The sequence below is a fragment of the Streptomyces sp. NPDC058741 genome, assembly GCF_042746715.1.
Taxonomy (GTDB): Bacteria; Actinomycetota; Actinomycetes; order Streptomycetales; family Streptomycetaceae; genus Streptomyces.
On sequence record NZ_JBHYQH010000016.1, the window covers coordinates 1 to 12,066 of the forward strand.

Here is a 12,066-nt window from a genome sequence, read left to right on the forward strand (position 1 = left end):
ACCAGCTCGGCCTTCGGCCGTCCCGTCCTTGCCATCCGACCATCATGCCGAGCCAGCGCCAAGTTTCGCAGCGAATTCCCGACTCAGGACACTAGACGTCTCTGCCGCCCAGCCTGCGCACCAGCTGGGCGAAGGCGTCTCTCTCCTCGGGCGTCAACTCCACCGACTCCGAGCGGGGGCCCGTCTGCCGCTGCTGCGGGAGGGCGGGGAGGGAGTGGCTCTCGGGCCACCGGGAGAGGTGATCGGACATGCACCCCAGTACACACCACGGCCCGGGACTTCGGTCCCGGGCCGTGATGTTCGTGATCTATCTCGCAGGTCGCATGAACGGTTCACACGACTCGAAACGGGCGAACCTCCGGCCGCCTCAGGCCGCGACGGGCTGCTTCCTCTCCACCGCCGGAACCGCGCCGCCCCCGCCTGCGGCCGTGGTGCCCGGGGCGGGCTTGCGCATGCCCTTGAGGACGATCACCAGGGCCGTGGTGACACAGACCCCCGCGGCGATGGCGACCAGGTAGAGCAGCGGGTTGCCGATCAGCGGGACCACGAAGATGCCGCCGTGCGGGGCGCGCAGGGTGGCGCCGAAGGCCATCGACAGGGCGCCGGTGATCGCGCCGCCCGCCATGGAGGCGGGGATGACGCGCAGCGGGTCGGCCGCGGCGAACGGGATCGCGCCCTCGGAGATGAAGGAGGCGCCCAGCACCCAGGCGGCCTTGCCGTTCTCGCGCTCGGTCGGTGTGAAGAGCTTGCCGCGCACGGTCGTCGCGAAGGCCATGGCGAGCGGCGGGACCATGCCGGCCGCCATCACCGCGGCCATGATCTTCATCGCGGAGTCGCCGGGGCTCGCGACCGCGATGCCGGCGGTGGCGAAGGTGTAGGCGACCTTGTTGACGGGGCCGCCGAGGTCGAAGCACATCATCAGGCCGAGGAGCGCGCCGAGCAGGACGGCGTTGCTGCCGGACAGGCCGTTCAGCCAGTCGGTCATGCCCTTCTGGGCCTCGGCGATGGGCTTGCCGATGACGACGAACATCAGGAACCCGACGATCGCCGACGAGATCAGCGGGATCACCACCACGGGCATGATCCCGCGCAGGGCCGCCGGGATGTTCACCTTCTGGATGGCCATCACCACGCCACCGGCGATCAGACCGGCCGCGAGGCCCCCCAGGAAACCGGCGTTGACGGTGAGGGCGATGGAGCCGCCGACGAAGCCGGGCACGAGCCCGGGCCGGTCGGCCATGCCGTAGGCGATGTAGCCGGCCAGGACCGGGACGAGGAAGCCGAAGGCGACGGCGCCGATCTGGAAGAGCAGGGCCGCCCAGCTGTCGGCCTGCGTCCAGGCGAAGTGCTCCATCACCGACGGGGCCTTGTCGACCTTGTAGCCGCCGATGGCGAAGCCGAGCGCGATGAGCAGACCGCCCGCGGCGACGAACGGCACCATGTAACTGACGCCGGACATCAGCCACTTGCGGAGCCTGGTGCCGTAGCCCTCGGCGGACTCGCCGGCGCGCTCCACCGGGGTGGCCGGGGCCGATCCGGCGCTGACCTCACCGCGGGCTGCCTTGTCGCGGACCTCGGCGATGAGTTCCGCGGGGCGGTTGATGCCGGCCTTGACCCCGACGTCCACGGTCGGCTTCCCGGCGAAGCGTTCCTTCTCCCGTACGGGCACGTCGTGGGCGAAGATCACGGCGTCCGCCGCGGCGATGACCGCCGGGTCGAGCCGGGTGAAGCCGGCCGAGCCCTGCGGCTCGACGGTGACCTCGACGCCCGCCTCGCGGCCGGCGTTCTCCAGCGACTCGGCCGCCATGTAGGTGTGGGCGATGCCGGTGGGGCAGGAGGTGACGGCCACGATGCGGAAGGGGCGCTCCTCGCCGCCGCCCCCGCTCGCGTTGTCGCTTTCGCTCCCGCTGTCGCGCTCGCTCTCGCCGATGGCCGTGGCGGCGGCGGGAGAGGCCGCTCCCGCCGACGCCACGGTGTCCTCGGAGCCCGCGGGCCCGGGTGCGGCGGCTGCCGCGGACCCACCGGCCGGCTGCCGCGTCCCTGCCACCGCCTCCGGGTCGTCGCCGCGGATCAGCGCCGCGGCGGCGACCGGGTCGCCCACCGCGCGCAGGGCGTCGGTGAACGCGCTGTCCATCAGCTGACGGGCCAGCGAGGACAGGATCGTCAGATGGGCGTCGTCGGCACCGGCCGGAGCGGCGATCAGGAAGATCAGGTCGGCGGGGCCGTCGGCCGCGCCGAAGTCGATGCCGTCGGCGCTGCGTCCGAAGGCGAGGGTCGGCTCGGTGACGTGGGCACTGCGGCAGTGCGGGATGCCGATGCCACCGTCGAGGCCGGTCGGCATCTGGGCCTCGCGGGCGGCGACGTCGGCGAGGAAGCCCTCCAGGTCGGTCACGCGGCCCAGGGAGACCATGCGCTCGGCGAGGGCGCGCGCCGCCGCTTCCTTGGTGTGGGCGGACAGGTCGAGATCGACCAGGTCCTCGGTGATCATGTCGCTCATCGCGGGCTCCTTAGCGCGCGTATCGCCCGGTCAGTGGGGTGGGCGTGGGAGGGGACGGGGATGCGGTGGGGGGTGACGTGGAGGGTGGGGCGTGACGGGGAGGGCGGGAAGGCCGGGGACTCTGGGGAAGCAGGGAGGCCGGGGACTCTGGGGAAGTCAAGGAAGCCAGGGACGCCAGGGAGACCAGGGACGCCAAGGACGCCGGGGAAGCCAGGGACGCCAGGGAAGCCAGGGAAGCCAGGGACGCCGGGGACGCCAAGGACGCCAGGGAAGCCAGGGAAGTCAGGGACGCCAAGGACGCCAAGGACGCCAAGGACGCCAAGGACACCAAGGACGCCAGGGAAGCCAGGGACGCCAGGGACGCCAAGGACGCCAAGGACGCCGGGGAAGTCAGGGACGCCAGGGACCCGAGTGAAGCCGGGGAAGCCGGGGAAGCCGGGGCGGCCGGGAATGCCGCAGAGTCCGGGAAGGCCGCAGAGTCCGCAGAGGCCAGGACCCCCGGGATGGGAAGGTCCCGGACTCCTCGGACGTCTCGGCGGCTCGGGAGGCCCTGGTGTCCGCCGGGGGCGGCGGGTGAGGGGGCGGTGTCCCGAGAAGGCCTCCGGGCCGGTCCGCGTGGTGCGGCGGCGTTCCTCATGACACCGGCTCCTTCAGCACACGGTCCGCCGGGACCTCGGCGGTGACCGTCACCGCAGACAGGTCCAGGTCGCCCGGTGCCGGCATGACGCTTCCGGGCAGCTGCACGGCCGCAGCGCCGTGGGCGACCGCGGAGGCCAGGGCCTCCGGGCCGTGACCGCCGGCGATCAGGAAGCCGGCGAGGGAGGAGTCGCCGGCGCCCACGTTGCTGCGGACTGCGTCGACCCGGGCGCTGCCGAACCAGGCGCCCTCCTCGTTGACCAGCAGCTGCCCGTCGGCGCCGAGGCTGGCGAGGACGGCCCGGGCCCCCTTCCCGCGCAGCTCCTCGGCGGCCTTGACGGCGTCGCCGACGGTGCTGAGGGGGCGTCCGACGGCCTCGGCCAGTTCCTCGGCGTTGGGCTTGACCACGTCGGGCCGCTCGCGCAGGGCTTCGAGGAGCGCGGGTCCGGAGGTGTCCAGGGCGATCCGGGCCCCGGCGGCGTGGGTGCGGGCGACCAGGTCGGCGTAGAAGGAGGGGGCGAGGCCACGCGGGAGGCTGCCGCAGCAGGCGATCCAGGAGGCGTCGCGGGACTGGAGCCGTACGGTCTCCAGGAGCAGTTCCCGCTCGGCGCCGGTCAGTTCGGGACCGGGGGCGTTGATCTTGGTCAGGACGCCGTCGGCCTCGGCGAGGGCGATGTTGGAGCGGGTGGCCCCGGCGACCGGGACGGCCGCGACCTCGATGCCCTGCGCGTCGAGCAGGTCGGCGACGAGCGCGCCCGGGGCGCCGCCGAGGGGCAGGACCGCCACCGTGCGCCGCCCGGCCGCGGTGATCGCGCGGGAGACGTTGACGCCCTTGCCGCCCGGGTCCATCCGCTCGCCGGTGGCGCGGATGACCTCGCCGCGGTCGAGGGAGGGCACCTCGTAGGTGCGGTCCAGGGACGGGTTGGGGGTGACGGTGAGGATCATGCGCGCACCACTTCCGTGCCGCCCCGCTCGATCGCGACGGTGTCTTCGGGGCTCAGCCCGCTGTCGGTGATCAGCAGGTCCACGTCGCCCAGGGCGCCGAAGCGGGCGAAGTGCTCCTGGCCGTGCTTGGAGGAGTCGGCGAGCAGCACCACCCGGCGGGCGGCGGCCACCGCGGCCCGCTTGACGGCGGCCTCGGCGAGGTCGGGGGTGGTCAGGCCGTGGCCGGCGGAGAAGCCGTTGGCGGCCACGAACAGCACGTCGGCGCGGATCTCGCCGTACGCCCGCAGCGCCCAGGCGTCCACGGCGGCGCGGGTGCGGTGCCGTACGCGGCCCCCGACGAGGTGCAGCTGGATGCCGGGGTGGTCGGCGAGGCGGGCCGCGATGGGGAGGCTGTGGGTGACGACGGTGAGGGAGGCCTCCAGCGGGAGGGCGGCGGCCAGCCGGGCCACCGTCGTACCGGCGTCGAGGATCACCGTGCCCTCGGCCGGCAGTTCCGCCAGGGCCGCCTTGGCGATGCGGTCCTTCTCGTCGGCGGCCGTGGTCTCGCGCTCGGCGAGGTCCGGCTCGAAGTCGAGGCGCCCGACCGGGATGGCCCCGCCGTGCACCCGGCGGACCAGTCCGGCGCGGTCGAGGGCCTTCAGGTCCCGGCGGATCGTCTCCGCCGTCACCTGGAACTCCTCGGCCAGCGACACGACATCCACTCGCCCGCCGTCACGGGCGAGCCGGAGGATCTCCTGCTGCCGCTCCGGTGCGTACATGTCCGTTCACCTCCGCCTCATGCCCGAACGTGTGGTTTCAGCGGGAGGCTACGCCGAGATGTCCGTGAAGTAAACAGGTTCGGACCCGATCGGGCATGATCAGAAAGAGAGCGGGCCCGGCACCGAAGGGTGCCGGGCCCGTCCCCCGTTGCTCAGACCAGCGCGGGCTCCTCCCGCTCCCCCGCCGGCTGCTCCCCTTCCACGTGCTGCGCCGGACGCTTGGGCAGGGCGAACATGAGCAGGAAGATCACGCCCATCACCGCCGCCACCCAGCCCAGCGCGTTGCGGAAACCGTCCGCGAAGGCCGGGCCCACCTCGGCCGGGCTCAGCCGCTCGCCGATCGTGCCGAAGAAGACCACCGACACCAGGCCCAGCCCCAGCGCGTTGCCCATCTGCTGCACGGTGTTGATGAGGCCGGAGGCCGAGCCGGAGTGCTCGCGCGGCACCTCGGAGAGGATCGCGTCGGTGAGCGGCGCCACGATCAGCCCCATGCCGGCGCCCATCACGACCAGGGGCAGGGCCATCTGCCAGGGCGCGATGTCCAGGCCGAAGTAGGCGGACTCCGCGATGTAGAGCAGCACCCCGGCCGCCATCACCAGCGCGCCCGACTGCAGCACCTTGCGCCCGAAGCGCGGGACCAGCTTCTGCACGGACATCCCGGCGGCCACGGACACGGCGATCGAGAACGGCACCCCGGTCAGCCCGGCCTTCAGCTCGCTCCAGCCCAGCCCGATCTGCATGTACAGCGTCCACACCAGGAAGAACACGCCGAGCCCGACGCCGAAGACGGTCTGCACGGCGATCCCGGCCGCGAAGCTCCTCACCCGGAACAGCGACAGCTCCACGAGCGGGGAGCCGTCCCGCGCGGCCTTGCGCCGCTCGTACGCCACCAGCGCCGCGAGGACGGCGAGCGAACCGGCCATCGAGGCGTACCCCCACAGCGGCCAGTCCAGCTCGCGGCCGCGGATGAGCGGGTAGATCAGCATCAGCAGGCCCAGCGTCACCAGCGCGACGCCCACCAGGTCCAGCTTCAGGGCGCGCGGCGCCTTGGACTCGGTGATGAAACGGCCGCCGAGGACCAGGCCCGCCAGACCGACGGGCAGGTTGATCAGGAAGATGGAGCGCCAGCCCCACCCGAACAGGTTCCACTCGGTCAGCAGCGCGCCGAGCAGCGGTCCGGACACCGCCCCGAGGCCGACGATCGCGCCGAACAGCCCGAACACCTTGCCCCGCTCGTGTGCCGGGAAGGTGGCGTGCACGATCGACAGCACCTGCGGCACCATCAGCGCCGCCATACCGCCCTGCAGGAACCGGGACGCCACCAGCATCTCCGGGTTCACCGCGAGACCGCACAGCGCGGAGGCGACGGTGAAGCCGCCGATGCCGACGAGGAAGATCCGCTTGCGGCCGTGGATGTCGCCGAGCCGCCCACCGGTGATCAGGCCGGCGGCGAAGGCGAGGGCGTAACCGGCGGTGATCCACTGGATCTGGCTGAAGGAGGCGCCGGCCTCCCGCTGGATGGACGGGATGGCGATGTTGACGATCGTCACGTCGACGAGGTCCATGAAGGCCGCGGTCATCACGATGGCGAGGGCGAACCAGCGTCGGCGGTCCGCTGTCCCGGGAGGGGTCTCGGTGCTGTTCATGCCTCGAGACTAAGCGCGCAATAGGCCAGATCTTGTCCTAGTGGTGCGGCATCCTCGACGCATGACGACGGACACCCCGGCCCGGCTGCTGACGCTCCTCTCCCTCCTCCAGACGCCCCGCGAATGGCCCGGCGGCGAGCTCGCCGACCGGCTCGGGGTCTCCCGGCGCACGGTCCGGCGCGACATCGACCGGCTGCGCGAACTGGGCTACCCCGTACAGGCGACCAAGGGCTCCGACGGCGGCTACCGGCTGGTCGCCGGCAAGGCCATGCCCCCGCTCGTGCTCGACGACGAGGAGGCGGTGGCCATCGCGGTCGGGCTGCGCGCCGGGGCCGGGCACGCGGTGGAGGGACTGGACGAGGCGTCGGTGCGGGCGCTGGCCAAACTGGAGCAGGTGCTGCCGGGCCGGCTGCGCCACCGCGTGGCCACGCTGCAGGCCGCGACCACACCGCTGACCAGCGGCGACGGCCCGAGCATCGCACCCGAGACCCTGACTGTGATCGCCTCGGCGGTGGCCGGGCACGAGCGGCTGCGCTTCGCCTACCGGGCGGCGGACGGCACCGGCTCGCGGCGTCTGACGGAGCCGCACCGGCTCGTCTCGACGGGCCGCCGCTGGTACCTGGTGGCGTACGACGTCGACCGGGGCGACTGGCGCACCTTCCGCGTCGACCGGGTGAGCGAACCCTTCGCCACGGGCGCGCGGTTCACACCGCGCGAGCTGCCGACGGGCAGCGCGGCGGCGTACCTGCGGCAGTCGATGCGCCGGCACCAGGAGTCCTACGACTTCGAGGTCACGTTCACCGCACCGGCCGCCTTCGTCGCCGCCCGGGTACCCAAGTGGCTCGGCGCGCCCGACCCGTCGGACGACGGCGGCTGCCGGCTGCGGGGATCCACCGAGGACCCTGTGCAGTGGGTGGCGTTCCGGCTGGCGATGCTGGAGTGCGACTTCGTGGTGCACCAGCCGGAGGAACTGGTCACGGCCGTCAGGGAGTTGGGGGCACGGCTGAGCAGGGCCGCGGGGGCCTGACCGGGAGCGCGCTCCCGGTCCGAGCACGGGCGGCATAAGGTCGCCCACTACGGCTGAGTGCCGCCCCCGGGCCACGGGAAGTTCCGCACGGCACGCAGGTTGCGCAGTGCCAGTTCGCACGGGCTGCCCGGGCCCTCCGGCGGGCCGTCCGCCTCCGCCCAGCTCTCCAGGGCCGTCCGCACGGCAGCGCTCGCGACGGCGGCGGCGAAACACAGTTCCGGTGTGGCGGCGAGGTCGCCGGCCCCGTCCGCGGCCGGTGTGCCATCCGTGCGAGGGACACGCGTCACCCGCTCCGCGAGCACCTCCCCCAGCATGCGTTCCGAGTCCCGGCACACCTCCGCCCAGACCCTGCGCAGGGAGGGGTTCGCGCCGGCCAGCCGCAGCAGCGTGCGGACCCACTGCCAGGAGGACGCCGAGACGCCGACACCCGGGGTGAGGGTGTGGCGGACACCGTCCTCCAGGGCCGTCGGCAGGCTCACGCCGGCCGGGGCGGCGCGCACCGCCTCCACCCAGCGCTGGGCACCGGCCGCGTAGAGCGGGGCGACGGCCTCCTCTTTGGTGGCGAAGTACCGGTAGAAGGTGCGCGGGGCGACACCGGCGGCCTGGGCGATGTCCTCCGCGCGAGTGGCACGCAGGCCGTCGCGCACGAAGAGGCCGGCCGCCGCACGGGCGATCTCCATACGCGTCTCGGCCTTGCGCCGCTCGGTCAGCGAGGCCTGCGGCGGCATGGGGGTGGTGCTGCTCACGCCCGGCAGGCTATGCCCATGTGACACAATCTGCCATCTGACGGGTCACCCCGTGGTTCAGGTACGGGGTGACCCGCTCTCCAGCGCCGCCCTGCGCGGGCCGGCCCGGGCGGAGAGAGCCGGGCCCCGGCGCCCGGGGGGAAGGGCGCCGAAGCCCGGCCTGGGAAGAGTCCCGGCGCCGGGGGGAGTGCGACGGGACGCGTGGCTCGCGAGGGGCCGGGGGAGTGACCCCGGGCCCCGAACTGGTGGGCCCGGAAGTCTTGTTCCCTGAGCCCGCGGGTTGAAGCGACGTTACATCGCCATGATTGCGCGGTCTTCCGCCACCCGGCGTACGCGGCGACCACCGGGCGCCCCCGGCCCGCCACCCCTGGGCCACGGGCACGGATCGTGCGTCCCGGCAGTCACACCGCCCACCGGCGTCACGCCGCCGCGTCGAACCCCGTGCTGCGCGCGAGCTTCTTCAGCTCCAGCAGCGCGTGCTTCTCGATCTGGCGGATGCGCTCGCGGGTGAGGCCGTGCTCCTTGCCGACCTCGGTCAGCGTGCGCTCCCGGCCGTCCTCGATGCCGTAGCGCATCTTGATGATGGACGCCGTGCGCTGGTCGAGGCGGCCGATGAGGTCGTCGAGCTCCTCGCTGCGCAGCAGCGTGAGCACCGACTGCTCCGGCGACACCGCCGACGTGTCCTCCAGGAGGTCGCCGAACTGCGTCTCGCCCTCGTCGTCCACCGACATGTTCAGCGAGACCGGGTCGCGCGCCCAGTCGAGCACGTCGGTGACGCGCTCCGGCGTCGAGCCGAGCTCGGCGGCGATCTCCGTCGGCTCCGGGTCCCGGCCGTGCTCGCGGTTGAACTCGCGCTGCACACGACGGATCCGGCCCAGCTCCTCCACGAGGTGGACGGGCAGGCGGATCGTGCGGGACTGGTCGGCTATCGACCGCGTGATCGCCTGACGGATCCACCACGTGGCGTACGTGGAGAACTTGAAGCCCTTGCGGTAGTCGAACTTCTCGACCGCGCGGACCAGGCCGGCGTTGCCCTCCTGGATCAGGTCCAGCAGCGGCAGGCCGCTGCGGGGGTAGCGGCGGGCGACGGCGACGACCAGGCGGAGGTTGGAGCGGATGAACACGTCCTTGGCCCGCTCCGCGTCCGCGACGAGCCTCTCGAGCTCCTCGCGGGTCGCGTCCGTCCTGGTCTCCTCGCACCCGTCGAGGACCTGCCTGGCGAACACACCCGCCTCGATGACCTGGGACAGCTCGACTTCCTTGGCGGCGTCGAGCAGCGGTGTGCGCGCGATCTCGTCGAGGTACATGCCGACCAGGTCGCGATCGGCGATCTCGCCGCCATGGGCGCGAACACTGCTTGCCCTGTCGGCCGTCTCGCCGGTGGCGGACTGACGACGGGCGACGGCACGGGTTGCCATGCGTGCTCCCTTGCGATGATGAGGTCAGCGGGTGGTCCTTCGGACGCCGGACTCCGTCTCCGGGACACTCTCCGGACTCTCCTCGGGTGCCCTGCATCCGATGGAAACAACGACTGGAATCAGGACAGAATTCCCAACCCGGCACTCGATTTTTCTGTTCATGCAGTACCCTGTCCGGCCACACGGGGAGGCCCGATGACGTCGGGACGGACAGAGGTGCAGGTCAGGCCGGGGGTCGAGGAGGACCTCGAAGCCCTGGCGGACCTCTACAACCATGACGCGCGTGAGACCTCGATCACACTCGGCACCGCGATCCTCACTCCGGAGGAGCGCCGTTCCTGGCTGCTCTCCCCTCCTGTAGACGGGCCGTACCGCCTGATGGTTGCCGAGGAGGCGGACACACGGCGGATCCCGGGCTACGCCACCTCCAGCCCCTTCCGGACCAAGCCCGCCTGCACGACGTCCGTGGAGACGACGGTGTACGTCGCCCCGGACCTCGTCCGCCGCGGTGTCGGCACCCTGCTCTACGAGGCTCTCTTCGACGCCCTGTCCGGCGAGGACCTGCACCGCGCCTACGCGGGCATCGCCCAGCCGAACGAGGGGTCGGCCCGGCTGCACGAGCGCTTCGGCTTCCGCCACGTCGGCACGTACCGCGAGGTCGGCCGCACGTTCGGGCGGTACTGGGACGCGGCCCGGTACGAGAAGGATCTTGCATGAGAAGAACCCCGGGTGAACCGCCGTCCGGGGTGACCCGCCTCCGGGCGACGAGTACCCGAGTGACCTCGGTCTCAGCCGAACTGCACCGACCGCTTCGCCAGCCCCATCCAGAACCCGTCGATCACGGACTTCTGCGCGTCCAGCCCACCGGTCGCGTCCGCCGCGCCCATGGTCACGAACAGCGGGGCGAAGTGCTCGGTGCGCGGGTGGGCCAGTCGTCCCGCCGGCGACTTGCGGGTGAAGTCGAGCAGGGCGTCGACGTCCCGGGCCTCCAGCGCCCGCCGTCCCCAGTCGTCGAACTCCGCCGACCAGGCGGGGACGCCGCCCTGCCGGAGCGCGGCCAGGTTGTGCGTGAAGAAGCCTGAGCCGACGATCAGCACGCCCTCGTCCCGCAGCGGGGCGAGCCTGCGGCCGATCCCCAGCAGCCGGACCGGGTCGAGCGTCGGCATGGAGACCTGCAGCACCGGGATGTCGGCCTCCGGGTACATCTCCACCAGCGGGACGTACGCGCCGTGGTCGAGGCCCCGGTCGGGCACGTCCTGGACGGGCATGCCGGGGGCGCGCAGCAGCTTGCGCACCGACTCGGCGAGCTCCGGTGCGCCGGGAGCCCCGTAGGTGACCCGGTAGTAGTGCTCCGGGAAGCCCCAGAAGTCGTAGACCAGCGGGACGGTCTCGGTGGCGCCGAGGGCGAGCGGGGCCTCCTCCCAGTGGGCGGAGACCATGAGGATCGCCCTGGGGCGGGGCAGAGCGGCGGACCATGCGGCCAGCTCACCGGGCCAGACAGGGTCGTCGGCCAGGGGCGGGGCGCCGTGGCTGAGGTACAGAGCGGGCATGCGCTCCTGAGTGGCGGCGGACACGCGCGGCTCCTTCCAGGACATCGTTCCCCACAGAACTGTACAGGCCATTTGTTTAACGTTCAATGATGGTCAACGTAGAGTGGACGGCATGAAGGCACCCGCATCCGCACCGGCCCGGGGCCCGCCGAGGAAGTGCAGGAACCGCAGGAACCGCAGGAACCGCGCCGCTCACCGACGAGGAGCAGCGCGTCTGGCGCTCCTTCATGGAGGGCGTCACCCTCCTCGACGACCATCTCGACCGTCAGGGCAGCGCGACGCGGGCATGCCGCACGTCTACTACGGCCTCCTGGTCAAGCCGGCCGAGGCACCCCGGCGGCGGCTGCGGATGACCGAGCTGGCCATGCCGGCGAAGATCACCCGCTCCCGCCTCTCGCACGCCGTCGCGCGCCTGGAGAAGAACGGCTGGGTGCGCCGGGAGGACTGCCCCGACGACAAGCGGGGCCAGTTCGCCGTGCTGACGAACGAGGGCGACGAGGTGCTGCGGCAGACCGCGCCGGGCCACGTGGAGGCGGTGCGCCAGGCGGTCTTCGACCGGCTCTCCCGGGAACGGCAGAAGTCCCTCGGCGACATCATGCGGATCATCGCCGAGGGACTGGAGCCGACGGAGGCGGAGGCGGACCTGCCCTGGCTGCGGTGAGGCTCGGTTGCCGGGGGCCGTTTGCCGGGGGCTCTTCGCGCACCGACAAGAGGGAGCCCAGGATGCGGTCCTGTCCCGGCCCCCCCGCGCGGGGGGCCGGACAGGGCCCCGGGTGCCGTGGTGGGCGGGGGAGCCACCCCCCGCCCCCCCGGGGGGGGCCGCACGCGCGCCCGGGCGGCCCC

General features: G+C 72.8%; 10 protein-coding genes and 1 pseudogene. 3 read left to right on the plus strand and 8 right to left on the minus strand.

The genetic code is table 11. The features are described 5' to 3' along the window. Positions 1 to 91: 91 nt before the first annotated feature. From ACFW6P_RS15405 to ACFW6P_RS15425, 5 genes are all read right to left on the minus strand, one after another. A complete protein-coding gene (locus ACFW6P_RS15405; protein ID WP_386423862.1) occupies positions 92 to 250 on the minus strand; it encodes a hypothetical protein in 159 nt (52 codons plus the stop codon). Between the two features lie 117 nt (positions 251 to 367). Next, a complete protein-coding gene (locus ACFW6P_RS15410) occupies positions 368 to 2,497 on the minus strand; it encodes a fructose-specific PTS transporter subunit EIIC (RefSeq protein WP_386346884.1) in 2,130 nt (709 codons plus the stop codon). A 633-nt stretch (positions 2,498 to 3,130) separates the two neighbouring features. Continuing rightward, positions 3,131 to 4,078, minus strand: a complete 948-nt coding sequence (gene pfkB / locus ACFW6P_RS15415) for a 1-phosphofructokinase (protein WP_386346886.1) — start codon at positions 4,076 to 4,078, stop codon at positions 3,131 to 3,133. Then, positions 4,075 to 4,836, minus strand: coding sequence for a DeoR/GlpR family DNA-binding transcription regulator (locus ACFW6P_RS15420; protein WP_386423864.1), 762 nt, complete (start codon positions 4,834 to 4,836; stop codon positions 4,075 to 4,077). The genes pfkB and ACFW6P_RS15420 overlap by 4 nt, the downstream gene beginning before the upstream one ends. A gap of 152 nt (positions 4,837 to 4,988) precedes the next feature. Beyond that, entirely contained in the window at positions 4,989 to 6,482 is a 1,494-nt protein-coding gene (locus tag ACFW6P_RS15425) for an MFS transporter (protein WP_386346889.1), read from the minus strand. A 61-nt stretch (positions 6,483 to 6,543) separates the two neighbouring features. Between ACFW6P_RS15425 and ACFW6P_RS15430 the strand changes: the two genes are divergently transcribed. Then, positions 6,544 to 7,509 (plus strand): helix-turn-helix transcriptional regulator, encoded by a 966-nt coding sequence (locus ACFW6P_RS15430; RefSeq protein WP_386423866.1) that lies wholly within the window; start codon positions 6,544 to 6,546, stop codon positions 7,507 to 7,509. Between the two features lie 47 nt (positions 7,510 to 7,556). Here the strand turns inward: ACFW6P_RS15430 and ACFW6P_RS15435 are convergent, their stop codons facing one another. Next, positions 7,557 to 8,237, minus strand: coding sequence for a TetR/AcrR family transcriptional regulator (locus ACFW6P_RS15435; protein WP_386347448.1), 681 nt, complete (start codon positions 8,235 to 8,237; stop codon positions 7,557 to 7,559). 437 nt (positions 8,238 to 8,674) lie between these two features. Further along, positions 8,675 to 9,673: an RNA polymerase sigma factor RpoD/SigA gene (locus tag ACFW6P_RS15440; protein ID WP_386346893.1), complete on the minus strand. Its 999-nt coding sequence runs from the start codon at positions 9,671 to 9,673 to the stop codon at positions 8,675 to 8,677. A gap of 195 nt (positions 9,674 to 9,868) precedes the next feature. On the opposite strand from ACFW6P_RS15440, the gene ACFW6P_RS15445 reads away from it, so the two are divergent. Continuing rightward, positions 9,869 to 10,390, plus strand: coding sequence for a GNAT family N-acetyltransferase (locus ACFW6P_RS15445; protein WP_386346895.1), 522 nt, complete (start codon positions 9,869 to 9,871; stop codon positions 10,388 to 10,390). A gap of 71 nt (positions 10,391 to 10,461) precedes the next feature. Here the strand turns inward: ACFW6P_RS15445 and ACFW6P_RS15450 are convergent, their stop codons facing one another. After that, complete coding sequence (locus tag ACFW6P_RS15450; RefSeq protein ID WP_386347451.1) at positions 10,462 to 11,223, minus strand: dioxygenase; 762 nt, start codon at positions 11,221 to 11,223, stop codon at positions 10,462 to 10,464. A gap of 227 nt (positions 11,224 to 11,450) precedes the next feature. Between ACFW6P_RS15450 and ACFW6P_RS15455 the strand changes: the two are divergent. After that, positions 11,451 to 11,884 (plus strand): annotated as a pseudogene (locus ACFW6P_RS15455) (MarR family winged helix-turn-helix transcriptional regulator). Positions 11,885 to 12,066: the final 182 nt, after the last annotated feature.